Origin of the sequence: Pseudofrankia asymbiotica (assembly GCF_001983105.1) — a bacterium.
GTDB lineage: Bacteria > Actinomycetota > Actinomycetes > Frankiales > Frankiaceae > Pseudofrankia > Pseudofrankia asymbiotica.
The window spans coordinates 37,326-61,149 of sequence record NZ_MOMC01000071.1 but is presented as its reverse complement, the minus strand read 5'-3'; the positions used below and the strand labels follow the sequence as shown (position 1 = coordinate 61,149).

The 23,824-nt window shown below is 71.3% G+C and carries 24 protein-coding genes and 1 pseudogene; 7 read left to right on the top strand and 18 right to left on the bottom strand.

The window, feature by feature from the left end; translation table 11 throughout:
- From BL253_RS30850 to BL253_RS30840, 3 genes are all read right to left on the bottom strand, one after another.
- Positions 1–364: helix-turn-helix domain-containing protein (locus BL253_RS30850; protein WP_131831613.1), on the bottom strand; the 364-nt coding region annotated here is incomplete at its 3' end.
- A 97-nt stretch (positions 365–461) separates the two neighbouring features.
- Positions 462–1,994, bottom strand: a complete 1,533-nt coding sequence (locus BL253_RS30845; protein WP_076820827.1) for an ISL3 family transposase — start codon at positions 1,992–1,994, stop codon at positions 462–464.
- 882 nt (positions 1,995–2,876) lie between these two features.
- A complete protein-coding gene (locus tag BL253_RS30840; protein ID WP_076820826.1) occupies positions 2,877–3,545 on the bottom strand; it encodes an NAD(P)-dependent oxidoreductase in 669 nt (222 codons plus the stop codon).
- A 70-nt stretch (positions 3,546–3,615) separates the two neighbouring features.
- Here BL253_RS30840 and sigJ point away from each other — a divergent pair, with 70 nt between their 5' ends.
- Positions 3,616–4,506, top strand: coding sequence for an RNA polymerase sigma factor SigJ (sigJ, locus tag BL253_RS30835; protein WP_076820825.1), 891 nt, complete (start codon positions 3,616–3,618; stop codon positions 4,504–4,506).
- Between the two features lie 126 nt (positions 4,507–4,632).
- Here sigJ and BL253_RS30830 read toward each other — a convergent pair whose 3' ends face one another.
- Positions 4,633–5,349 (bottom strand): CAP domain-containing protein, encoded by a 717-nt coding sequence (locus tag BL253_RS30830; RefSeq protein WP_076820824.1) that lies wholly within the window; start codon positions 5,347–5,349, stop codon positions 4,633–4,635.
- A gap of 372 nt (positions 5,350–5,721) precedes the next feature.
- Here BL253_RS30830 and BL253_RS30825 point away from each other — a divergent pair, with 372 nt between their 5' ends.
- Positions 5,722–7,380, top strand: coding sequence for a SulP family inorganic anion transporter (locus BL253_RS30825; protein ID WP_076820823.1), 1,659 nt, complete (start codon positions 5,722–5,724; stop codon positions 7,378–7,380).
- 145 nt (positions 7,381–7,525) lie between these two features.
- On the opposite strand, the gene BL253_RS30820 is transcribed toward BL253_RS30825, so the two are convergent.
- Positions 7,526–8,131 carry an SMI1/KNR4 family protein gene (locus BL253_RS30820; protein ID WP_198946465.1) on the bottom strand — a complete coding sequence of 202 codons (606 nt, stop codon included), beginning with the start codon at positions 8,129–8,131 and terminating at the stop codon, positions 7,526–7,528.
- 94 nt (positions 8,132–8,225) lie between these two features.
- On the bottom strand, positions 8,226–9,191 hold the full coding sequence (locus BL253_RS30815; protein WP_076820822.1) for an alpha/beta fold hydrolase: 966 nt from the start codon (positions 9,189–9,191) through the stop codon (positions 8,226–8,228).
- Between the two features lie 110 nt (positions 9,192–9,301).
- Here BL253_RS30815 and BL253_RS30810 point away from each other — a divergent pair, with 110 nt between their 5' ends.
- Positions 9,302–9,892 carry a TetR/AcrR family transcriptional regulator gene (locus tag BL253_RS30810; RefSeq protein WP_076820821.1) on the top strand — a complete coding sequence of 197 codons (591 nt, stop codon included), beginning with the start codon at positions 9,302–9,304 and terminating at the stop codon, positions 9,890–9,892.
- Between the two features lie 97 nt (positions 9,893–9,989).
- Here BL253_RS30810 and BL253_RS30805 read toward each other — a convergent pair whose 3' ends face one another.
- The 5 genes from BL253_RS30805 to BL253_RS30785 form a co-directional block, all read right to left on the bottom strand.
- Positions 9,990–10,838: a siderophore-interacting protein gene (locus tag BL253_RS30805; RefSeq protein ID WP_076820820.1), complete on the bottom strand. Its 849-nt coding sequence runs from the start codon at positions 10,836–10,838 to the stop codon at positions 9,990–9,992.
- 190 nt (positions 10,839–11,028) lie between these two features.
- Complete coding sequence (locus BL253_RS30800) at positions 11,029–11,679, bottom strand: DUF4232 domain-containing protein (RefSeq protein WP_076820833.1); 651 nt, start codon at positions 11,677–11,679, stop codon at positions 11,029–11,031.
- A gap of 222 nt (positions 11,680–11,901) precedes the next feature.
- Positions 11,902–12,384 (bottom strand): phosphoribosyltransferase, encoded by a 483-nt coding sequence (locus tag BL253_RS30795; protein ID WP_241835300.1) that lies wholly within the window; start codon positions 12,382–12,384, stop codon positions 11,902–11,904.
- Between the two features lie 29 nt (positions 12,385–12,413).
- A complete protein-coding gene (locus BL253_RS30790) occupies positions 12,414–13,484 on the bottom strand; it encodes an LLM class flavin-dependent oxidoreductase (protein ID WP_081438867.1) in 1,071 nt (356 codons plus the stop codon).
- A gap of 297 nt (positions 13,485–13,781) precedes the next feature.
- Entirely contained in the window at positions 13,782–14,645 is an 864-nt protein-coding gene (locus BL253_RS30785) for a helix-turn-helix domain-containing protein (RefSeq protein ID WP_076820819.1), read from the bottom strand.
- A 476-nt stretch (positions 14,646–15,121) separates the two neighbouring features.
- Between BL253_RS30785 and BL253_RS30780 the strand changes: the two genes are divergently transcribed.
- Positions 15,122–15,802: an SAM-dependent methyltransferase gene (locus tag BL253_RS30780; protein ID WP_241835299.1), complete on the top strand. Its 681-nt coding sequence runs from the start codon at positions 15,122–15,124 to the stop codon at positions 15,800–15,802.
- Here the strand turns inward: BL253_RS30780 and BL253_RS44185 are convergent.
- Positions 15,744–16,523 (bottom strand): annotated as a pseudogene (locus BL253_RS44185) (nucleotide disphospho-sugar-binding domain-containing protein); the annotation flags it as partial. The gene BL253_RS30780 and the pseudogene BL253_RS44185 sit on opposite strands and share 59 nt — an antisense overlap.
- Before the next feature lie 800 nt (positions 16,524–17,323).
- The gene (locus BL253_RS44180; RefSeq protein ID WP_241835298.1) at positions 17,324–17,665 is read right to left on the bottom strand and encodes a hypothetical protein; all 342 of its coding nucleotides are present in this window, start codon (positions 17,663–17,665) and stop codon (positions 17,324–17,326) included.
- Between the two features lie 49 nt (positions 17,666–17,714).
- On the opposite strand from BL253_RS44180, the gene BL253_RS44175 reads away from it, so the two are divergent.
- Positions 17,715–18,392, top strand: a complete 678-nt coding sequence (locus BL253_RS44175) for a glycoside hydrolase family protein (protein WP_241835297.1) — start codon at positions 17,715–17,717, stop codon at positions 18,390–18,392.
- Positions 18,393–18,418: 26 nt separating this feature from the next.
- Here BL253_RS44175 and BL253_RS43070 read toward each other — a convergent pair whose 3' ends face one another.
- Both BL253_RS43070 and BL253_RS30760 read right to left on the bottom strand, forming a co-directional pair.
- On the bottom strand, positions 18,419–20,449 hold the full coding sequence (locus BL253_RS43070) for a GGDEF domain-containing protein (protein ID WP_076820816.1): 2,031 nt from the start codon (positions 20,447–20,449) through the stop codon (positions 18,419–18,421).
- A 266-nt stretch (positions 20,450–20,715) separates the two neighbouring features.
- Positions 20,716–21,132: an organic hydroperoxide resistance protein gene (locus tag BL253_RS30760; protein WP_076820815.1), complete on the bottom strand. Its 417-nt coding sequence runs from the start codon at positions 21,130–21,132 to the stop codon at positions 20,716–20,718.
- Between the two features lie 104 nt (positions 21,133–21,236).
- Here BL253_RS30760 and BL253_RS30755 point away from each other — a divergent pair, with 104 nt between their 5' ends.
- On the top strand, positions 21,237–21,689 hold the full coding sequence (locus BL253_RS30755) for a MarR family winged helix-turn-helix transcriptional regulator (RefSeq protein WP_076820814.1): 453 nt from the start codon (positions 21,237–21,239) through the stop codon (positions 21,687–21,689).
- 138 nt (positions 21,690–21,827) lie between these two features.
- Positions 21,828–22,049 (top strand): DUF4287 domain-containing protein, encoded by a 222-nt coding sequence (locus BL253_RS30750; protein WP_076820813.1) that lies wholly within the window; start codon positions 21,828–21,830, stop codon positions 22,047–22,049.
- A gap of 331 nt (positions 22,050–22,380) precedes the next feature.
- On the opposite strand, the gene BL253_RS30745 is transcribed toward BL253_RS30750, so the two are convergent.
- From BL253_RS30745 to BL253_RS30735, 3 genes are read right to left on the bottom strand one after another with little or no spacing between them, the layout of a single operon-like run.
- Entirely contained in the window at positions 22,381–23,238 is an 858-nt protein-coding gene (locus BL253_RS30745) for a class I SAM-dependent methyltransferase (protein ID WP_076820830.1), read from the bottom strand.
- A gap of 53 nt (positions 23,239–23,291) precedes the next feature.
- Complete coding sequence (locus tag BL253_RS30740; protein WP_076820812.1) at positions 23,292–23,636, bottom strand: VOC family protein; 345 nt, start codon at positions 23,634–23,636, stop codon at positions 23,292–23,294.
- A gap of 2 nt (positions 23,637–23,638) precedes the next feature.
- On the bottom strand, positions 23,639–23,818 hold the full coding sequence (locus BL253_RS30735; RefSeq protein ID WP_076820811.1) for a ribbon-helix-helix domain-containing protein: 180 nt from the start codon (positions 23,816–23,818) through the stop codon (positions 23,639–23,641).
- Positions 23,819–23,824 lie beyond the last annotated feature (6 nt).

Here is a 23,824-nt window from a genome sequence, read left to right as displayed (position 1 = left end):
CCCCCGGCACCGTGTACTGGACCCCGAACATTGCGGCGATCAGTTCGCGGATCCGGGCCAGCGTCCACCGCTGATCCGCCCAGCCGTGCGCCTCCGGCCCACGGTCGAGCTCGGCGTCGAGGGCCAGCAGTTGGTCCTCGACCAGCCGGCAGCGTGACGCCGGTCCGGTCGAACGCAACGCCTCCACCCCACCGGCCTGCCAGGCCCGCCGCCAGCGCTCCACCGACCGCTCGGTCACCCGCAGCTCGGCGGCCACCTGCCCGCACGACTGCCCCTGCTCGAACCGCTCGGCAGCCGCCAGCCGTACCCGCTCCCGACGATCCCGGTCCTCGGCGGTCAACCCGCCACCAGTCGCGTACCTCATACAGACGATCTACCCGGCGATCAGACCCCGATCCCATCCGACCCCGCGGATTAAAGCTCAGTAACGGCTCTGTTTCACTTTCGGTGGTGACTGAGTGTTAGTCGAGCAGGATGCGGTGGCGTAGGAGGGGGAATCCGGCTCGGCCGTGCATCTGGCGCATGATCCGTTTGGTTTTGGTGTTGACGCCTTCGGTTCCGCCGTTGTGGTGGGGCAGTGTGAGGGCGGCGGTGATGGCGGCGCGGTCAAAGTCCAGGCCGCGGGTGAAGGCGTGTAGGTGGGGCAGGTCGGCTTCGCGGGCGCTGGTGATCCATTCGGTCAGGCGGTCGGCGTTCTCGGGGCGGGGGTGCAGGAGGTCCGCGAACCCGCGGATCATGTTGGTGAGGTCGATCATCTCTGGGCAGGCCGTCGACAGCTCGTCGAATCGGGTGCGCTGGGTATCGGTCAGCGTCTCCGGCTTGGTGAGCAGGAGTCGGGCGACGGCGCGTGGGGAGATCGCGAGTCGGTCGGCCTCGACGCGTCCTTGGGTGATGTAGCGGGCGAGGAGGTTGAAGCTGCCGGAGTAGCCGAGGGTTTTGATCTCCTCGAAAAGGTGCGGGATCGGGGTTGCCGGGTTCTCGGCGCGGCGGCGGCGCAGGTGGTCGCGGTAGGGGTCGACGAGGGTCGGGCGGTATTTCGGGGCGCGCACCAGGCGTTCGGGTTCTGCCACGCGGGCGTAGCGTTTGACGGTGTTCAGGCCGAGGTTGAGCCGCCGCGCGCATTCGAGCAGGCCGACGCCCTGGTCGAGCAGGCGGTGGACCTGATGCCAGCGTTCGCGGGTCGTGCGGGCGAGCGGGCCGTCGTTCAGGGGCGGGCCGTGCTTGGCCCAGCAGGCGCTATGGGCGGCGACGTCTTTGCCTGCGGCCTTGGCGAGGTTGTGCCAGATGTGCCAGCGGTCGGCGACCTGCACCGCGCCGGGTAGGGCGCGACGGACCGCTTCGGCGTAGGCGCCGGAGCCGTCTCGACAGACGACCTCGACGCCGGCATGGGCACGCAGCCACGCCTCGACCGCGTCCGCGCTGCGCGAGGGAATCACGTCGACACGCCGTCTCGTCATCGCGTCGATCAAGACCGTGGCGTAGCGGTGGCGCCGGCGCAGCGCGAAGTCGTCCACGCCCAGCACCCGCGGCACGACAAGTGGCGGCAACGGCAGGCGCAGCAGGCAACGCAGCGCGGTGTTGAACGACAAACAGATCGTCAGCGCGGACAGGACCCGGACGCCCGGACGGCCCGCTAACTCGCGGACCACCGACCCCACCACCCGAGCCAGCCGCCCAGTCCGGCGCTGGTAACGCTCCAGCACGTCCGGAACCTGCTCCCTAAACGTCTGCCGGCAGCCCCGCGTCGGACACACCAGCCGACGAACCCTCACGACGACAACCACCCGACGCTCGTCGACCGGGAGATCAGCCACCGTCCGCAGCCCAAAGCCATGCACCCGCGAGGACACGTTCCCGCAGGTCGGACAGGCCGCCGCCACCTCCGGGGTCCGAGCCCGCACACGAATCAGATCGCCCTCAACGACCACGTCCTCGATCACCAGCGGCGCAAGCCCCGAAAACGCCACCTTCACCAGACGATCCGCACCACACATGACACATCGTGGCCGAGCGAATCGGTCACCTCACGAATCCCGAGGACCGACACCCACACAGACCACAGAACGTCACCACCGAAAGTGCAACAGAGCCGCACGAGAACGGTGGTTCCGGCCTGACACGCCGGGCCTGGGTCCGGCGGGATGGGCACCGTGAGTGATGACATCGAGAGATATGAAGCCTCGGAAGAAAGATCGTGAGCTGTCGCCGGAGCAGGCGGCCGCGGCGCGATCCGCGGCCATTTAAGAGCAGATGGTTCCTGTCGCGTACACTGGGCCGCAGGAATTGATCATGATCCCTGAACGATAGATCGTCATGCCAGGATTCGCGGGAGCCCAGGGGCAAGATTCCCCTGGGCTGCCCAACCGATCTGGAGCCAGCTCCGCAATGAGTGTAGCCGTCAGTCGATCCAGCAACCCGACGACCACCCGATGCGGCAGCTTTACCGCAAATTCCCTGGAGATCAACTCCATGCTCCGCGCCCGACCCTCCAATCGGTGGGTCACCTTTCTACGAGTTTCTATGCGCCGATCGCTTGAGACCGCGTCGGCCTGACCGTGGTTGGGCAGTTCTTCCGGAGCATGGAACTGGTTTGGTTCGCGAGAAGGTCAAGTCGCGCGAAGAAGCTCTCGCGCCTCGCGCACCTCCTCAGCAGGAAACTTGGCCCCGCGCCACGTCGACCGGCCGCAGCGTGCCGCAGAACGGCCTGCCACCCCTCGGCGGCGCAGGGCCGACCAGCCGCGTGCGCGAGGGGACTCGCTGGCGTCCGCGATGGACCAGGCCATCGCCGCCGCTGTTCGGACGCGACGCGTCGCCAGTGACGCGCTACGTCTGACTCGTTCCAGAACTCCCGCCGCGGCGGGCCAACGGCGCCCGCATTAGTCGGCGATGCCGACGGTGTGCCTGACCGTGTCGGGCTCGTCGAGAGCGCGCAGCATGCGGTGGGCGACGTCGGCACGGGAGATGGCGACGCCGCCGCGCAGGTTCTGGTCGAGGGCCGTGCGGTAGGTGGTCGTCAACGGGCCGTCGGTCAGCCGCGGCGGCCGGACCACCGTCCAGTCCAGGTCGCTGTCGCGCAGTACTTCCTCCATCCGGGCGAGGTCGGCGTAGTGCGTGCGCAGGACGGTTCTGATGCCAGGGGACAGCAGGTACCGGGTGAAGAAACCGTCGCCGGCGTCGTGCCGAGGCGGGCGCGGCCGGCCCGGCGAGGGGACCTGGCCGATCGGCGCCGCGCTGACGACGACGATCCGCCGGACGCCGCTGGCGCGCATCGCCGAGGCGATCGCCGTCGTGCCCCGCCAGGCGACCCCGGCGTCCTTCTTCCCGCGGGCGCCGAGACCGGACAGGACCGCGTCCGCACCGGCGAGCGCGGCCGCCAGCGCCGCGGGGTCGGCCGCCGCCAGGTCGGCGGTGACGACCCGCGCCGGAACCGACGGCAGCGCGTCCGGCCGGCGCACCACGGCGGTCACCTCGTGACCGGCCGCCGTCGCCTGCTCGAGAAGATGGCGCCCGATGCCACCCGTGGCCGCGAAGATCGTCAGTTTCATCGTTGCTCCAGACGCGTCAGATCCGCCGAACGCGGTTCGTCATCGGTATGACGGATCCAGAGGGGGAACCATGACCGACGGCGGCGGCGACCCGTTCACCGAACAGTTCGAGACCCATCGGCCACGCCTCCGGGCGGTCGCCTACCGCATGCTGGGTTCCCTCAGCGACGCGGATGACGCGGTGCAGGAAGCGTGGCTGCGGCTCACCAGGGCCGACCGCGGGGACGTGGTGAACCTGCCGGGCTGGCTGACGACGGTGGTCGCGCGGATCTGCCTGGACATGCTCCGGACGCGCCGCGCTCGCCGGGAGGAGCAGTTCGGGGTCCACCTGCCCGAGCCCCTGGTCAGCCGCGAGGACGCCGCCGACCCCGAGCAGGAGGCGCTGCTCGCCGATGCCATCGGGCTCGCGCTGCTGGTGGTGCTCGACACCCTCACCCCCGCGGAGCGCATCGCGTTCGTGCTGCACGACCTGTTCGGGGTGCCGTTCGACGAGGTCGGCAGGGTCGTCCAGCGCTCACCGGCCGCCGCGACGCAGCTCGCCAGCCGCGCCCGGCGTCGGGTGCGGGGCGCCGGCGTGACGTCGGACGTCGACCGCGCCCGGCACCGGGAGCTCGTCGACGCGTTCCAGGCCGCGGCGCGCGACGGCGACCTCGACGGCCTGCTCGCCGTGCTGGATCCCGACGTCGTGCTGCGTGCCGACGCCGGCGGCCGGCTGGGCACGTCGGGCGAGGTCCGCGGTGCCCGGGAGGTCGCCGCGGCGGTGTCGACGTTCGCGCCGATGGCTCCGTTCGGGCGGCGGGCGCTGGTGAACGGGGTCCCGGGAATCGTGGTCATCCCGGCCGGCCTGACGCCGACCGCGATCCTCGGCTTCACGGTGCGCGGCGGTCGGATCGTCGAGATCGACGTGTTCGCCGATCCTGACCGGCTGCGGCGGCTTGATCTGACGGCATTCGCGCCCTGAGTCCGCGGTGCCGTGACCCGGCGGTCCTGTCCGCTGGCGGTGCTGTCCGCCCGGCCTCGCCGGCCGGCCGCGGCTGTGCACGCGGACGGCCGGCGAGGGGGCCTGTGGAACGTGGAGCCCGGAGTGTCAGAGGCGGCCGAAGTCCTGCGTCCAGTAGTACCGGTAGGAGCCGCCCTCGGCGTAGCCGACGCCGATGTGGGTGTAGGAGCAGTTGAGGATGTTCGCGCGGTGCCCCTCGCTGTTCATCCACATCTCGACGGTCTGCGCCGCTGTCGTCCCGCCGGCGGCGATGTTCTCCGCGATGGAGGTTCCCGGGAAGCCGGTCGCGCGGATCCGGTCGGCGAACGAGCGTCCGTCAAGGCTTGTGTGGCTGAAGTAGTTCTTCTGCGCCATGTCGGCCGAGTGGCCCTGCGCGGCGGCGGTGAGGCGGGCGTCGACGGCTAGCGGGCCGCAGCCCGCCTTGGACCGTTCGACGTTGGTGAGCCGGACGACCTCGTCCGTCTGCGTCCCCCCGGCGGGCGGCGGCGGGGCCGTGGTCGTCGGCCGCGGGGCCGGCGTCGTCGGCGGCCGTGTCGGCGGCCGCGTCGTGGGAACCGTCCTCGGCGGGGTCGTCGTCGGGGCCGGCGGCGGGGGGGCGGGTGACGACGTCGGCACGGCCGTGGGCGAGCTGGTGGTGGACGGGCTCGCGGCCGGGGACGAGGTGGCCGGGCTGGCGGTGGCTGTCGGCCGTGGGTCTCCACCGCCGGATGGCGGCGGGAACGAGCTTGGCTTGCAGGCGGTGAGGACCGCGGCCAAGCCGACGGCGGCCATGACGCCGGTGAGACTTCTGGAGACAGAGGTCATCAGAGCACTCCCTCGGGCACCCCTCCCTAGGAACAGGTGTAACGGTAGCAAACCGGATCAGAGCGACATCGACACCCTTGTGGGAAGTGCCGCGGTGGTGCTCCCCACGTCGGTCCCCCCGGCCAACTCAGTCCCCCAGCCGACCTCACCGAAGCCGATTGGACCCGCTATCTCCCAAACCTGCCTTACCGAGCCACCTACCCCCGAGCGCGCAGCGGGCCTCTGGAGCCGGGTTGTGAGAGACGGGTGGTCGACGCTCGACCACTGGGCGCCCACATCGCGACCACCGTCGACCCACTCGATCTCGGAACGTAGCTTTACAGCTACTCGTTGTCGTGGTGTCTGCGGCCGGCCTACGACTGGAGTCCGCACGTGCCCGACGAGTCCCCCGCGCCCGACACGAGCGACACGAGCAGCCTGAGAAATCCGGGAAGCCCGAGAGACCTGAGCAGGGCGAAAAGGACCCGGCCTGGAGTCTCGCTGGACCGACGTGACGCGCGGCCCCGGTGGCGGGCCGACGTCGAGGCGTCGCTGGTGGTCTTCCTGGTCGCCCTGCCCCTCTCGTTGGGCATCGCCGTCGCCTCCGGGGCGCCGGTGGCCGCCGGAGTCATCGCCGCCGTGGTCGGCGGCGTCGTGGCGGGCGCGCTGGGCGGCGTGCCTCTGCAGGTCTCGGGCCCGGCGGCGGGCCTCACCTCGGTAGTCGCCACAGTGGTCGCGACCTACGGCTGGCGGGCGGCGTGTTTCGTCACCGCCGTCGCGGGCGTCCTGCAGGTGCTTCTCGGCGTCAGCCGGGTCGCCCGCGGGGTGCTCGCGATCTCGCCTGCCGTGGTGCAGGGGATGCTCGCGGGCATTGGGATCACGATCGTCGTCGGCCAGGTCCACGTCGTGCTCGGCGGCGCCGCGAGGTCCTCGGCCCTCGACAACATCATCGAGCTTGGCCGTCAGTTCGGGACCGTCCACGTCCCGGTGGCGGCCGTGCTCGGCCTGGCGACCATCGTCCTGATGCTGGCGTGGCCGCGGCTGCCGCGCCCGCTCGCGAGCGTGCCCGCGCCGCTGGCGGCGGTGACCCTCACCACCGTGGCGTCGCTGGCGTCCGACGTGCCCCGGGTCGCGCTGCCTCATGATGTTCTCGGCTCGCTCGCCCTGCCGGAGCTGCCCGGCGGCGCGGTGACGGGCATCGCGACCGCCATCCTCACCGTCACGCTGATCGCCAGTATCGAGTCCCTGCTGTCAGCCGTCGCCGTGGACAACATGCACGGCGGTCCGCGCGGGAACCTGGACCGGGAGCTGGTCGCGCAGGGCGCCGCGAACACCGTGTCGGGACTCGCGGGCGGACTGCCGGTCACCGGTGTGATCGTCCGCAGCGCCACCAACGTCCGCGCCGGCGCCCGGACCCGTGCCTCGACCATCCTGCACGGACTGTGGATGGCCGGGTTCGCCCTGCTGCTCGCGCCGCTGCTACGCCAGATCCCGCTGGCGGTCCTCGCCGGGCTGCTCGTCGTGATCGGCGTGAAACTCGTCGACCTCGCCGGCGTCCGGGTCCTGTCCCGGCATGGGGACCTCGCCGTCTACCTGGTCACCGCGGGCGGCGTCGTGGTCCTCAACCTCCTGGAAGGAGTGGCGCTCGGCGTGGGCCTGGCCGTGCTGCAGACGCTGCGCCGCGCGCTCGTCGCGCCCGTTCATRTCCACCCGCCCGCCGGCGCGGGCTCGCCGTGGCGGGTGGTCATCGAGGGGACGCTGGCCTTCCCGTCGCTGCCCCGGCTGGCACGCCAGCTCGCCCGGCTGCCCGCCGCCGCGCCGGTCCAGCTCGACCTGGCCGTCGACTACCTCGACCATGCCGCCTACCAGCTGATCGACAGCTGGACCCGCGCCCGCCGCCACGACGGCACCCGCGTCGTCATCAACGAGATCGGCACACCCGTGCTCAGTCAGATCCGCGACGGCCGCCCACCGTCACGGCGGCTCCGAACGGCCGCCGCCGGCCCCGCCTCGACCTGCGCGGYCTGTTCAGCCCCGTTCGCCGACCGTTAGTACCGCGTCCGGCGACGTTCGCCCGTTTCAGAACGGCCGTGCCACGGACCGGCCGAAGAACCCGAGATGCCGTGACCCGCACCGGACCTGGCGGCCTTTCGCGTTGCCTGATGCGACAACCGGCACACGCCAGTCCGGCGCGTCCTCAGGTCTCGACGTCGTAGTCCTCTTGTGGCCRCAGGGCCCGGATGAAGCTCACGAAGTCCGGGGCCAGCACCGTGATCCGATAGTCGTCCTCCTGGTCGACGTGGACCACGCGCGGCTCGCCATCAGGCCCGCTGTCGCGATAGTCGAACGCGATCATGTCATGCCCGGCCGATGGGCAGTCAGCGAAGTACACCCCGATGGCGGGGTAGCCCCACTCGTCGATCCAGAACCGGCTACCGCGCGCGCCCGCGAGCGAGTACGACTTCTCTCGGCCGATTCCCATGATCCCGTGTATGGCGACGTGGTCCTCGGCCCAGGTGGTCGGATTCGGTGCGGGGCAGCAGGTGCGACGAGGCATCCCGCCGTTGTGCGCCCGCATCAGGGCCACGTACGAGGCGGGCAGCCGGAAACCGAGCCCCGTCTCAACGGATGCGATCACCGCAGCCGACGGGGATGCGTCCATGTACTCGCGAACCGCGTACTCGTTGTCGTCCCAGAACCCGTCCAGATCGAGACCCGGAAAGATCAGTCGGACCGTAGGCGCGGTAGACGGTGCTGAATCCACCACCCCGACCCGCTCGAACGAGCTGTGGCCATCAATCACGGGTAACTCCACACGGTGACCGGTTCTCGCCGGTCACGCTATACCGGCCCAGTTCGGCCGATACCGGGCGGCCCGTCGGCCGCGCTCCGAGCGGTCAGGCGGTGGGGACGTCAGCCAGCGCGTCCAGGAACGCGGCCGGATGGGTGAAGGCGCAGAAGTGGCTGGCGCCGTCGAGGAGGACCAACTTCTTCGCCGGCGCCCGCACCTGCTCGAAGTAACTGACAGCCGGCGCGGTCAGCGTCACCACGTCCTCGGCGCCCTGGATGAGGTGGAAGGGCACCTCGAACGACGTGCCGAGCTGGCGCGCGTCGAACCGCATGAACTCCTCGAACATCGCGTCGCGAACCTCACGGAATCCGCGCAGCCAGTTCCAGGCGTCGACGAGCGAGTAGTCCGGGTTGCGCAGCAACAGCGGGAAGATCATTTTGAAGATCACGTTGGGGCTGACCGGGTCGGTCGCCATCGACCACTGCATCCGTGCGCCCCACTGCTTGACCGTCCAACGGGCCGGATCGTCGCCGATCCGCTCCAGCGCGGTGACGCCGCGACGGTTCCCCGCCGCCCGCAGCCGTTCGAGGGTGTCGTGCCACCCGAGGCGCTCGTTGGCCACCATGTCCACATAGAGGTCGGTGCCGACGTACGCCGAGAACAGATCGGGGCGCCGCAGAGCCATCGGCAGGCCGACGAGGGTTCCCATCGAGCCGGCCATCAGCACGATCTTCTCCCTGTCGAGACGCCGGCGCAGATACTCGGCGACCTCGATCCCGTCGGCCGCCAGCTGCTCGAACGACAGCCGCGCGGGCTTGGACTCGCCGCCGCGGCGGCGAGTCCGGCCGCAGCCGCGACGGTCCCACTGCACCACCGTGAACGTCCGCTCCCACTCACGCAGCAGCGGGGTGAACACCGAATAGGGCGAGCCCGGGCCGCCGTGGACCACGAGCAGCACCGGGTTGGCCCGGTCCTCGCCGCGGATCTGCAGCCACTGCTCGACGCCGTTGATCGTCGCGTAGTGGTCGTCCCGCACCGCCACCGCCTGAGAACCGGTCACCTGGTTCCGCATCGTCTGCTCCTCCGGYCGTCGTCGTCCCCGCACGACCAACTGTACATATGTCTTACACAAATGTACAACACATATGTACTAGACGTTCGTCTTAGACGTACGGTGGGCGCGTGGGAAACCGGGAGAAGCTGCTGGACGGAGCGCTGGCCTGCCTCTACGAGAAGGGCTACGCCCGCACGACGGCGCGGGACATCGCCTCGGCCGCGGGCGTGAGCCTCGCCGCCATCGGCTACCACTTCGGCTCGACCGAGGCGCTGCTGAGCTCCGCCCTCTTCCAGGCGGTCCAGYGGTGGAGCGAGGAACTCGAACGCACCCTGGTCGGCGACGGCGACGGCACAGGCACCGGCGACAACGGCGCGTTGCCGGCCGAGGCGCGGCGAGTCGCGATCTGGCGGCGCGTCATCGCCTCCGTGCACGCCAACCCGACCCTGTGGGCCGTGCAGTYCGAGCTCGTCACCGAGATCCGCCGCCGGCCCGACCTGGCGGAGCATTTCGCCGGTTCGCAGACCGCCGCGCGCGAAGGACTGGCGGCGCTGTTCGCGGGGATAGACCCGGCGGCGGAGCCGGAACGGGCGCTACGCGTGGGGGTGCTCTACCAGGCGCTGCTCACCGGCGTCGTCGCCCAGCACCTCATGGACCCCGCGCACGCCCCACGCGCCGAGGACCTCGCCGCCCAGCCCGACGATCTCCACCCGCGCTGACCGGTCGCCACGCCGGGGAGCACGGCCCGCGCCGATACGACGGACCGAGACCCGAGGCCTGAGGCCCGCCGGCGGGCCCGCGGCACCAGGCGGTCGGTCAGTCGTCGCCGTAGTCGTGGTCGGGATGGTTCATGGTTCCGAGCCGCCAGTAGCCGCGGGTCGTCAGGGCGGCCGCTGGGACCCGCTTCTCGGTCAGCAGGTGCTGGCGGATGCGACGAACCGCTCCCGCCTCGCAGGCGGCCCAGGCGTTGGTGCCGGCGGTGAAGGAGAAACCGGCCGCGGCCTCGACGAGCTCGGCGCCGTAGGCCGCCGCGTCCCGGCGCTGATGCCAGGTGACCGAGGTCCGCGCCGGTCCTGGCAACGGGATCGCGTCGGCGGCGTCCGCGACCTCGAGATGCACCTCGGCCCTGGCCGTGGGCGGGAGCGCCTCCAGCAGGGTGGCGACGGCCGGAACGGCGCTCTCATCACCGGCGATCCACCAGCGCTCCGCTCCCGGGTCGAGCCGGAAGCGGCCCCCGGGCCCGGCGACGGCCACCTGGTCACCCGCCTTCGCCGCCTCGGCCCACGACGCGGCGGGCCCGGGGCCGTGCAGGGCGAACTGCACCTCGAGTGTGCCGGTGGCCGGGTCGAACCGGCGCGGGGTGTAGGTACGCACCACCGGCCGCGGCGCGTCCGTCTGCCAGACGAGCCCTTCGGGCCCGGGAGTGGGCAGCGCCAACTCCTCGCCCGGCGGCGGGATGAACACCTTGATGTGCGAGGTGGGTGCGTCGACCGCGAACCCGGCGAGGGCGTCGCCACCGAGCGACACCGACAGGAGCCACGGCGCCAGGCGGGCGACGGACACCACCTCGACGGGGCGCGGCGGTGGGCGCCGCCGGCCCGGCCCGGGTGGTCTTCCCGGCACCGCGCCGCCGAGTGCGCCCGGCGTGCTTCCCTGCTCTGCCATCGACGACCTCCATCGCTCAGCCGTCCGCGTCCAATGGACGACACGCTCACGATATATCGCAAGCATGGTCACGAGAAGGGCTGGGCGATGTCCTGTGACGAGTGGCTCAGCGGCGCCGGGACCGTGCGATCAGCTCACACCCGCGGCGGTTCGCGGCATGCCGGCCGGCGCCGCCGGTCCCGGTCCGCGATCAGGCGCCGGGTTCGAGCGCCGAGATATAGGTGCCGGGATGGGTGGCGCCGTCCTGGCGCACGAGCGGCCCGCCCTTCCACGGGACCACGAGCTGGGTCCGCTCATCGGGCGGCGTCAGGGCGACGGTGGCCGGGGTGAAGACGGGATTGCCAGGGCCGCCGGGGGAGCTCGCCGGAAGGTAGGTGAGCGTCGCGTGCGCCTGCTCACCGGGAGCCAGAACGATCAGTGTGGAGGCGACGAGCGGGGACCGCACGAGATCCCACGTGTCACCGCCGGTCTCCCGCAGCTGCACACCTGGATATCCCTCCAGGCCGCACCGGGCCGAGGAGGTGTTCCGGAACATCACGTGCACGGTGGTCGGCGACGTCCCGGCGGGCGGGGGCGCGGAGAGCGCGGCGGCGAGGTCCGCCGTCCCGCACCGGCCGACGGCGGTTGTCTGGCTCGGGCTGGGCTCGGGGGCCGCTGTCGCCGTGCCGGTCTGCCCGCCGGCCGGCGACGTGTCGCCACCAGCCGTGTTGCCGCCGGTGTCGCCCCCAGGGTTGCCGCCAGCGGAACTGGCGGGGCTGTCGCACGACGACAGCCCGGCGACGGCCGCGAGCACGAGGGCCGCCACCCATCGGTGACGCGGCACGAGCGGCAGCTGACGCACGGGGCCCTCCATGTGGAACGACGCTCGGCGACCTGGGCGGTCACCCTCCGGCCATCCTCACGAGCGCCGGCGCGATCGCGCAACCCGCCGACGACCGGCGTCGTTCGCGCGTCACCCGCGCGTCGGTACCAGGGCCGCGGCGCCGCGATCAGACGCGGGGATTCCGAGCCGGCACGTTCGGAGCCGGCGCGTTCCCGGGCCGGCAGGTTCCGGCCACCGTGCTCACGGATCCACGATCGGGGGCTGGGTGCTCCACGGGAAGTTGATCCACCGGTCTGTGCGCCGCCAGACGTACTCGCACTTGACCAGCGACCGGGACTTCTCGTAGACCACGGCCGACCGGACCTCGGCCACCTGGTCCTGGATGAAGTCCCGGACCAGCACGAGGGTCCTGCCGCTGTCCGCCACGTCGTCGGCGATCAGCACCTTCTTCGCGGAGAAGTCGACCGTGCTCGGCACGGGCGGCAGCATCACCGGCATGTCCAGGGTGGCGCCGATGCCGTTGTAGAACTCGACGTTCATCACGTGCAGGTTCTTCACCGACAGCGCGTAGCCGAGAGCACCCGCCACGAACAGGCCGCCACGCGCGATCGCCAGGATCAGGTCCGGCCGGAACCCGTCGTCCGCGACCAGCTGGGCCAGTTCCCTGGAGGCGACACCGAAGGTCCGCCAGTCCAGAACCTCACGCTCGTCCGTCACGCGCATGAACGCTACCGAACAGACCCGACACCCGTTCAGGTCCTGACCGCGGCGGCGAACGCCTCGATCTCGGCCAGGATGTCGGGGCCGGACGGCGTGTAGACCACCTCGGTGACCCCCGCGGCGCCCGCCTCGCGCGTCCGCGCCCGGATGGAGGCGGCGTCACCGGTCCAACCAGTGCCCAGGATAGCCGGGCCGGCGGCGGCGATGCCGGCGCTGTCGGCCTGGGTGAGGGTGACGACGTGGCCCTCGTGCACGGCGAGATGACGCTCGGCGACGGGCCGGCTGGCCTCCATTGCCGCTCGCCACTCCAGACCGCCGGGGAGGCTGTCGAGGACATGTGGGTAAAGCTCCCAGGCGCCGTGGAAGCTGGTCGCGAACCACGGCCCGACGGCCTCGACGAGCCGGGCGCTGGTGTGGTCCTCACCGGGGCGCAGGATGGTTCCGTGCGCGAGCAGCGCCCGCGACTTCCACTCGGTGAGCGGTACGTCGGGGATGCCAGGGAAGATGACGCCGTCGACGTCGAGGTCCCGCGCGGTCGCGAAACCCCTGGGTCCCATTGGCGCGGCCCACAGCGGTGTGGTCAGCGGACGGGACGGCCCCCAGCCCGGGGGGTGCAGCATCTGCGCCGGYGCCCCGTCGATCTCGGTGACCTCGCCCGCGAGCAGGGCACGCACCTGGCGGACGTAGCGAGCGAGATCCGCCCACTTCATCGCGGGACGTCCCAGCGCCACCCTGGCCGTGAAGCCAGTGCCGAACGCGCAGGTGAGGCGGCCGGGGGCGAGCTCCTCTACCGTGCCGATGGCGGCCGCGGTGACCATCGGGTGACGCAGGCTGGGCACCGCCACCCCGGTCCCGAGCCCGATGCGCTCGGTCGCCTCGGCGACTCGGCCGAGCGCCATCCACAGGTCGCCGTACAGCGCGGGCGAGTCGAACAGCCACAACCGGTGATAGCCCAGCCGTTCAGCCAGCCTGGCGTACTCGACCACCCGGGCGTTGGGGGGAAGCCCGAGCGACAGAACCGGCTTCGCCTCCGCCGGCTCCGTTGGCGCCGCCGGCCCGGTTGACTCAGTTGACTCCTCGCCGTGCGTCGGTACCTGGGACATGAGGTCGCCACCTTCCACCGCGCCAGCCGGTCGGTTCCGAAGTCTGGCACGCCGGATCTGACGGTGCGTCAGATCCACCTGCCGGGGCGGCCTGCCCACGTTCACCCGCCAGCCCGCGACCGGTAGGTCACCACCACCGTGTCGCCGCGGTCGCGGATCCGGTCACATCGCCACCGCGACAACACGTCCGCGACGATCATGAAGGTCGCCGCGGAGACAGCGCACCGTCAGCGGCGGGCGGCGTAGATCCGGCGGACGACGTCCTCGATGTCAGCCTCCTCGACAGTGAAGTGTCGGCTAGAGGGCGGCGGCGATCGTACGGAGTACGTCGACCGTCTTCTCCGGGGTGCAGCTGTCGAGGCTCAGCCGGTTCATCGCGATCGCGTACCGGTCCACGTCCTCGCGCTTGTCCAGGTAGACGGCGCCGGACAGCCGCTCCAGGTAGACGACGTCGGTCATGTCGGCGTCGGGGAAGCGCAGGATACTGAAGGCTCCGCCGTCGGCCGCGTGGCTGCCGACGGCGAACGGCACCACCTGCAGGGTCAGCTGCGCGTGGTCCGTCAGGTCGAGAAGATGCTCGATCTGCGCCCGCGCGACCTTTGAGCCGCCGATGGGCCGGCGCAGCGCGGCCTCATCGATCACTGCCCACACGCGGGGGGCGTCCGGCCTGGTCAGCAGTTTCTGTCGGTTCATCCGAACGTCGACCCGCCCGTCGATGACCTCTCGGGAAGCCCCCCTGTTGCCGCCGGCGATGACCGCGCGCGCGTAGCCCTCGGTCTGGAGCAGGCCGGGAACGAACTGAAGCTCGTAGGTCCGGATGAGCGAGGCCGACTCCTCCAGGCCGATATAAGGCTGGAACCAGGTGGGGAGGACATCGGAGTAGGGCTGCCACCAGCCCTGTTCGTTGGCCGCGTGGACCAGCGCCAGCACCTGCGCGCGATCGTCGTCGCCAGTCACGCCGTACAGCGTGAGCAGGTCCTCGATGTCACGTTTCTTGAAACTGACTCGGCCCAGCTCCAGCCGGCTTATCTTCGACTCGGAGGCGCGGATGTGGTAGCCAGCCTCCTCGCGGCCGATCCCCTTGCTCTCCCGGAGCCGCCGCAGCTGGGAGCCGAGCAGGATACGACGCACGGTCGGTCCGCCGCCCCCCGGAACAGCCACGCCTGGTTCCCTCGATTCGCTCGCCCGAAAGTCGGATGTCAGATTATCGGGGCGTCGCCGCTCCCCCGTTGTCGCCGGTCCACCAGAAGTGCCGGAAGTGGTGCGGCGTTCACAGCATAGCCGGGGTCACGTCCGACAGGAGTCTTGCCCGATCGCGTGAACGTACTGGTCCGGCCGGGACAAGAAATAGGCGACGCGGTTTCGGTACGGTTTCATTGCGCAACTTCACCGCTCACACCCTGAATACTCTGCGTGTATCCACGACCGGCGGAGCGTGAGCGCGAACAAGGCGGCGCACGCAAGTGCCGGAAGACCCGTGGAGTGACCCCCGAACGGGCCACACACCGTCGACCGCCCATGCGCTTTCGGACATGGAAGCGGCGTTCCGCGCGTCGGTACAGTCACCTTCCGGGCACGCACGGCCCATCCAGGCGTACCCGATCCGTCGGTACGTCCTGCCAGCGCAGAAGTCGCTCATGAGCACCGACGAGCCGACGCCAGCCGAGGCCGACCCTGGCCACAGCCCGAACATCCCGCACGGCGCCAGGATCTGGAATTACCGGGTGGGCGGCACGGATAATTTCCCGGCGGACCGGGAGGTCGCCGAGGCCGCGATCACCGCGTATCCCGGAATCGTCGCCATCGCCGGGGAGTCACGGAGGGCGCTGGTCCGGGTGGTGCGTTTCCTCGTCGAGGAGGCGGGAATCCGTCAGTTCCTCGACATCGGTACCGGGCTGCCGACCGAGAACAACACTCATGGGGTCGCCCAGCGGATCGCGCCCGAGAGCCGGATCGTCTACGTCGACAAAGACCCCCTGGTGCTCATTCAGGCCCGCACGCTGCTGACCAGTACGCCTGAAGGAGCCACGGTCTACCTCGAGGCCGATGTGCGCAAGCCCGAGGAGATCCTGGAGAAGGCCGCCGGGACGCTCGACTTCGACAAGCTCCAGGCATCCGCGAGTGAGTCGCCGGCCCACCTCATCTGGAGGTGCCGCCACGGGGACCGCCCCCGTGGCGGCACCCAGGTCAGGCGGAGACGAGCTCGAACAGCCGCTTCGCCACCTCGACGGGGGTCGGCATGGCGTGCATCTCCGCCTGGACCTCCCGGGCACGGGTACGCAGCTGCTCGTCCGCCACCAGCGCGTCCAGGACACTGACCGGCAGGTCGGGGTCGGCCGACAGGTCGAGCGCCATGCCCACGCCGCGCTTCACCACCAGGTCGGCGGTGTGCTGGTGGTCGAACAGGTGCGGGATGACCAGCTGCGGGATACCGACGTCGAGCGCGCCCATGCAGGTGCCAGCACCGCCGTGATGGATGACCGCCGCGCAGGTGGGCAGCAGCTGGGTCAGCGGCGTGTAGCCGATGGCTCGCACGTTGTCCGGGAGCTTCCCGAGTACGCCCGGTTCCAAGGCGCCCAGCGCCAGCACGAACTCGGCGTCGACGCTGCCTGCCCGGTCGAGGATCCGCCCGACGACGCCGTTCCCGCCGGACCGCGACAGTTCGGGAATCAGATTGCCGAGCGTCACGGCGATCCGCGGGCGGGCCGGCGGCTCGGAGAGCCAGTCGGGCACCGTGGCGCCGCCGTTGTAGGGGATGTAGCGCATGGACCAGCCCTGCGGTTCCTCGGCCAGCATGCTGGGCGGCGCGACGTCGATCGCGTACCGGTCGGCCGGCAGGTCCACCCCGTGCCGGTCGAACACGTCGGCGCCGAGGGTGCGCAGCAGACCGTCGATGCCGGCGGTGCGCAGGAAACCGAAGCCATGCTCGACGGCGGGGACGCCCAGTTTCGCGGCGGCGGCCAGCGCGCCGACGGTCATCGGCCCGTAGACGATCACGTCAGGCCGCCACCGCTCGGCGAGCGCGACGAAGCCGTGCATCATCTCGAAAAGCTCGGCGATGTCCGCCTCGGGCAGCATCTGGCTGACGCGCGGCAGGAAACCGGCGTACGACGGAGCCTCGGCCAGCTCATCCCGCATGGACACCCGCGGAGGCATGGCGGGCTCCGGCCGAGCCGGCGGTGTCTCGGCGGGCTTCTGGTGAGTGGTCGCCCCCTGGTGGGTGAGCGGGTCCGCGGGCGGAGCGTCGTTCGGACCGGTCAGTGCGGCCAGGTCGAAGGCCCGGAGGAAGTCAGCGATGCCACGGCCAGGCAGGAGATCGGCCACCGGAAGACCCGCGCCGGCGACCTTGACCACGTCTCCGCCGCTCGCCACCAGAACGTCGGCGCCGGCGGCTCGCAACGCCCAGCACAACGGCACCGCCGGAAGGGCGTGGCTCAGCTCGGGAAGTGTCGCCACCAGCACTCGCATCGTTACCTACCGTCTATCCCGGTTCGGGCCGTTACCGCCACCGACCCTACGAGGAGCGCCGCACCGGCCCGCCTGGGGTCTCCGGGCGGCGGTGGCCGGCCGTCAACCGCCCCGCTGACCATGGAAGAATGGGCGCGCTTGACCGCTTTGTGGTGTTCGCGCCGAAGGGGGCATCGCCCCCGGGGCCTGGGATCGGCCGGATGCACAGCCAGTTCGTCACCAAGGTGAGGAGAGGCTATGCAGGAAAACGACGGGTCCGGCCCCTGTCCGGAGCTCGCCGCGGACGGCACCAGGGAAGACTGCGCCCAGGAAACGACGACGGACGCCCGAGTCCGCCCCGCGGCGGCGCGCGGGACGCGCACGCGGCCTCGTCAGCGCTGGTCGAAGCGCGGAGGCGGGGCCCGCCTGGGGTTGAGCGCCGTCATCGCGGCCACCGCCATCGCCGTCGCGGGATGCCTGCCCAGCTCTGGGACACCCGGTGCGTCGGGCCCGGGTACGACGGTCGCCCCCGGCGGCCCGGGAACCGTCCCGACGGCGTCCAACACCTCGCGGCCCCCGACCGCGTCGGCTCCGGCGACCACGGGCTCATCGTCGCCGTCCGGGCCCGCGTCGTCCCCGACCGCGTCGGTGAGACCGACCACCGCGGCCCCGAGCTCGTCGCCCGCCGCCCCGCCGCCCCCACCGCCCGCCGCGGGCTCGGGTAAGAAGGGCATCAGTATCTGGAACTTCGGCGGCCTGCAGAAGGCGCTGAACGATGTGGGAGTGACCTGGTACTACAACTGGGCGGCTACTCCGGGAAGCGCGAAGGCGCCATCGGGGGCCCAGTTCGTCCCCATGATCTGGGGTGCGGGGTCGGTCACCGCGGCCAATCTCGGGCAGGCCTCCGCCCAGGGCGACACCCTGCTGGGCTTCAACGAGCCGGACCTGGGCGGCCAGGCGAACATGACGGTCGACGCGGCGCTGAACCTCTGGCCGCAGCTGYAGGCGACCGGTAAGCGGCTCGGCAGCCCGGCCGTTGCCTATGGCGGAGCCGACCAGGGTGGCTGGCTGGACCGGTTCATGACCGGGGCGAAGCAGCGCGGCTACCGGGTCGACTTCATCACGCTGCACTGGTACGGCGGTGACTTCAACACGTCCCGCGCGGTTGACCAGCTCAGGACATATCTGCAGGCCGTCTACAACCGATACCACCTGCCGATCTGGCTGACCGAGTACGCGTTGCTGGACTTCTCCACCGGCACCGCCAAAGCACCCTCGACGCAGCAGCAGGCGGATTTCGTGACCGCCTCGACGACGATGCTGGAAGGCCTTCCGTTCCTGAGCCGGTATGCCTGGTTCGCCCTTCCCGCGACGCCGGGCAGCCTCACCGGCCTGTACGACGAGCAGGGCAACCCGAACGCGGCCGGCCTCGCCTACCGCCGGGCCGGTTCCACCGGTTAGCCCCGGGAACGTCGTCGCCCGCGTCGTCACCGTCCGGGCGAGCGGGCGACGACCAGCCGGCCCTTGCCCCCACGCTTGGCCGTGTACATCGCCGCGTCGGCGCGGCGTAGCAGGTCCTCGGCGTCGACCGGTCCGGGACCGTCCTCGACGGCCAGCCCGACGCTCGCGTGCACCCGACAGCGTCGGCCATCGATCTCGAACGGCCGGCTCATCGCCGAGACGACCCGCCGCGCCACCCGCACGGGCAGGTCGTCCCGGGCGGCGTCGTCTCCCAGGGCGCCCTCGGTGTCCGTCACGGGCGTGGTGCCGTCCTCGGCCGTGGCCACCGCGCCGGCGGCGTCCGCCGTTGGCCCGCCCAACAGGATCGCGAACTCGTCGCCACCGATCCGCGCGGCGACATCCTCGTCGCGCACACTCGCCCGCAGGCGGCGCGCCACCGCGGTCAGCAGCTCGTCACCGGCGGCGTGCCCCAGCGAGTCGTTGACGTCCTTGAAGTCGTCGAGGTCGCAGAACAACACCGCCAGCTGCCCCGGGGAGCCGTCGCCGGCGGACGCGGCGGGTGTGGCAGGCGCCTCGGCCTCGGCGGGGGCGAGGCGTGCCGGCTCCGCGCCGCCACGCCTCGCCGTCCGCCCGTCCCACGGACGGTCATGATCCGGTGACGCCCCCGCCACGAGCGGTAGGGCACTGTTTCTGGCGGCGACGCGCGCGGCCAGCAGGTCGGCGAACGCCGCGCGGTTGGCCAGGCCCGTCAGCGCGTCGCGCCAGGCCTGGTAGGACAGCTCACGCTGGCTGACCTCGACGCTGGCCAGGAGCCGGGTGTTCTGCGCGACGGTGAGCAGCTGGCGGACGAGGACGATCACCACGAGGACGACCGCGAGCGCCACCGCCACCGTGTCCAGGGTCCTGCCCACCGCGAGCAGGCCGACCACGACCCCGGCCGCCGCGCCCAGCGGGACATAGGGCAGGAAGACGTGCGCCCACAGCGCCAGCCGTTCCGGCAGGGCCGCCGGAGGCGGGACACGAGCGCCGCCCGCCGCGGTTCGCGGGGACGGCCGAGCCGCCGAGGCGACGGGGCGGCGGCGGGCGGCCCGGAAGAGGTCCTCGGGCGCGGCCGTGGCGAGCGCGAACAGGAGCGGGCCGAAGATGTAGCCGAGGAAGGCCCGCGGCCCGGGCTCGGCGCCGGTCGCGCTGAGGTAGCTCATGACCGCGTGTGAGATCGACACGGAGATCAGGCCGACCGCCAGGAGCGTCACCGCCGGCACGTTGCGCGGTCTGCGGAAGGCCGCGAGCAGGATGACCAGCACCATCTCCAGGGCCAGCATGACGACCTGCGCGGCGGCCAGCCAGGCACCCTCGCCGGGCAGGTGGTCGCCGTGGATGAGCCCCGCGAGCGGCCCCACCGAGACGACGAGGGCGATCGAGCCGACGATGAGCAGGGTGTCCAGAACGAGCTGAGCCGTCCACTTGTGGGCTCGCCGGCCGCCTCCTCCGGGCACCGCCGCGCCGGCCCTGCCTGGAAGGCTCATCTGGACGGGGCGCGCCGCCAGCGCCGGGTGCGCGGGTTCGGTGGGGATGAGCAGCAGTCCCGCGATGCCGAGCGGCGGCGCGACCACGAGCAGGATGACCGCGGGCAGCGGCCCCGGCCAGGAGGGCCCGTTGGATGCCAGGTCCACCAGCGAGATCGTCCTGCTGGCCGCCGCGAGCGCCATCATCGCGGCGATCAGCAGGCGCCACCTACGCTCGGCGGCCCAGCGGTCGCCGCCGCGGGGACGCGTTCCAGGACTCCCGCTGACCGGCGGGCGGGCACGCAGCCCGCGCCAGGTCGCCCAGCCGGCGACGAGCAGGTACTCCACACACGGCGTCAGGTACATCGCCCACAGCCGGGCGGTCCCGGACAGCGCGGCGCTGACCGCGAAAGTCGCCGTGCCGGCACAGCCGAGAAGCGCCGCGACGACAAGAAAAACGCGGCGGGACAGCGCCGGACCGCCGGCCGCGCCGCCGGCGGCCGGACCAGGCCCGACCCACTCTCGCCGCGGCGGCGAGCTCGGCTCACTCACCAACCTTCCCGAAAGCACCATGTTCCCACCGTTCGCGCTTCCAGGCGCCCGGGCAACCCGGCGCTGGCCCATGCGACGAGCGGGGCCCTCGGACCGGTCGTCAACGCGCGGGCGAGCGGGCGCGCAGCCATGGACCGCCCGGCCGCGGCTCCGATCGAGCCGAGATCCCGTGCTGGCCGTGGCCCGCGGGCTCGCCCTGGCCGACGGGCTCGCCTCAGCCGGCGGGTTCACGCGCAGCCCGCACGGGCTACTGGGGGCCGAACGCGTCAGACGGCGTCGAGTGTGACCTCCACGTTGCCCTTGATCGCGTTCGAGTAGGGGCACACGTCGTGCGCCTTGCGAATGAGCGCCGCCGTGGTCTCGAGGTCGAGGTTGGGCGCATGTACGACGATCGCGACGGCCAGGCCGAACCCGCCCTGCGGCAGGGCTCCGAGGGACACGCTGGTCGAGACCTCGGAGCCCGTGAGGTCGGCCGACTCCGCTGTGCCGACGAGCTTGAGAGCCGAGTGGAAGCAGGCGGCGTAGCCCGCGGCGAACAGCTGTTCGGGATTGGTCGCACCACCAGGCCCGCCCATCTCCTTCGGGATCCGGACGTCAAGCGCGAGCAGGCCGTCGTCGCTCTCGGTGTGACCGTTACGACCGTCGCCCGACGCGGTGGCGGTCGCCGTGTAAAGAGCGTCCATCTGGTCCAGCTCCCTTCCCGATCTACAGAGCATCTCGTATCTACAGTGTGCAATAATATTGCGCACAATTCAAAGACGCAAGAGAAGCCTGCTACCGTCTGACCATGGCGGATCGCCTACCCCAGCTGGAGCTCGCGAACCAGCTCTGCTTCGCGCTGTACAGCGCCAGCCGTGCCTCGATCCGCGGCTACGGCCCGCTCCTCGCCGAGCTCGGCCTCACCTACCCGCAGTACCTGACCATGCTCGTGCTCTGGGAAGCGACCGAACCGCTCACGGTCGGCGACATCGGGGCACGGCTGCACCTCGACAGCGGCACCCTCACTCCCCTGCTCAAGCGGCTGGAGGACGTCGGCCTGGCCGACCGGGCCCGCGATCCCGAGGACGAACGCCGCGTCCTCATCACCCTCACCGAGACCGGCCAGGCGATGCGCGCGAAGGCCGCCGGTATACCCGAGCGCGTCTTCCCGCTGTACGGCATCGACGTGGCGAGCGCACAGCGGCTCATCCGGGATCTGACGGAGATCACCAACTCGCTGACGCACCCCAGGCAGGGCTGAGGCGCCCCAAACAGGAACCGGCCGGGTGATGATCGAGGCGCGGACGACCGATGAGTCCGGGCGGGTCAGCCGGTCTGAGTAGGTGAACGTGCCGGCGGATTGCCAGCCGGGCGCCCGCACAGGAGCGGGAGTTACCCGATGGCTACCGAAACCACCGCCGCCAGGGTCAAGGGACCGGCGTCCTATTTCCCATCGATCGAGAAGAAGTACGGCCGGCCGATCGCCGAATGGAAGACGATCATTCGGGCGAGCGAACTCACGCGGCACATGGAACTGGTCAACTGGCTCAAGGCGGAACACAGCCTTGGCCACGGCCACGCCAATGCCCTCGTCGCCGACACTCTCGCCGAGCGAACCTGACACCCAACCCGGCGACCCGCCGGGCGACGGCGAGCCATCGCCGCCGACGACGGCAGTCCCCTGACGATCCGGCCCTGAAGGTTCAGGATAGACGGTTCAGCGACAGCGACAGCGACAGCGACAACGATGGCGATGGCGATGGCGCATTTCATGATCTGGTGTGATCCTGGGAGCTGTGGCGCCGAGGATCACACCAGATCATGTACGGCTTACGCGAGGCTGAGGAGCTCGACGCCGCGTCGGCATTCGGACGATCGCACCGGATCTGGGCCACGCGAGAAGATGGTCGGCGCAAAGCGTCTCACCGGCCGTCGCGGCGTGGCCGCCGGGGTCAGGTACTGGCCACCAGCAGGTCCTCGCCACTCGATGGGCGCAGGCCGTCGGTCCGGTCGGCGAAGTAACGCCTCGCGAGCTCGGCTCCCGCCACGTGCTGGACGTCCCCGAAGCCCGCCTCGCGCGCCAGCGCCAGCATCGCGTCCGGCGCGTAGAAGCTCAYGAACGGCGTTCCCGAACCCTGCGCGCCCTTCTTCGAGGCCTCGAGCCCGGCGCGATCGGCCTTGTCGACCAGGTCGATCGGCAGCAGGAACGTCATGGCGAAGGTCGAGCCTGGGGCGAGCTCGGCGATCTGGCGCAGGGTCGCCGCCGTCGCCTGCCGGGTGAGATACATGGTGACGCCGGTGGAGACGACGACCGCCGGCCGCGCGGGATCGAAGCCGGCGGCCGACAGCTGCCTCAGCCAGTCCCCGTCCGCCTCGAAGTCGACCGGCACCAGCCGCAGCCAGTCGGGGATGCCATGGCCGAGCTCGATCAGGCGCCGGCGCTTCCAGCCCTGAGGACCGGGCCGGTCGACCTCGAACACCGTCAGGCGGCTCGCGGCCGCCGGCTCGCGCTGGGCGAAGGTGTCGAGGCCGGCGCCCAGGATGACGTACTGGGAGACACCGTGACGAGCCCGCTCGGCGACCAGGTCCTCGATGAAGCGGGCACGAGCCACCATGGAGGCCCGGAACCCCCTGGTGGCCAGCGGGTCCATGTCGGGGCGGGCGCGCCAGCCGTCGCCGGGAGCCACCAGCCGCAGGCCGACCTCGTCGGCGAGCACGTGCGGCGGCGCGTCGACCTGGACGTGCATAGCCCGCCAGAGCGCGGTCCGCACCGCGGTGCCGTCCGGCTCCTCCATGGGGATGTCCGCCATGCCGTCCATCTCTCCCTTCTCCGGGCGCGTCCATTCTCCCTTCTCCGGGCGCGTCACTTCCCGGCCGGCGCCTGGAGGCTCCACAGCCGCCCGTCGGGATCCCGGACGGTCATCATGGCGGTCCCGAAATGGGTCTCCTCGAACGGCKCGACCACCTCGATGGCGGGGTCGGGACGGAACGTCTCCGCGGCGGGCACCTTCAGCACCACCTGCATCTGGGGCTCCCGGTCCGCGGGGATTTCCGCGATGAAGACGTAGGGGCYGTCGCCGTTGCGGAGCTGGCCGGAGTTGTGGTCAGTCGAGAACTCGAGCTCGAAGCCCAGCGTCTGGAAGAACCCCGCCGCCTTTCCCCAGTTGTGGGTCTCCAGGAACACGGCTTCGATTCCTTCGGTCGTCATGTTCAGGTCTCCGTTCCAGACGATTGCTGTCGTGACCTCGGGGCGTCGTCGAGATAGGCACGCAACGCCTCAGCGACCAGTGCCGACAGGGACAGGCCCGATTCGATGGCATGGTGCTTGACCTGCTTGATCAGCCCGACCGGCAGATACACGTTGAACTGCTTGACGTCCTCGTCACCCACGAGGTC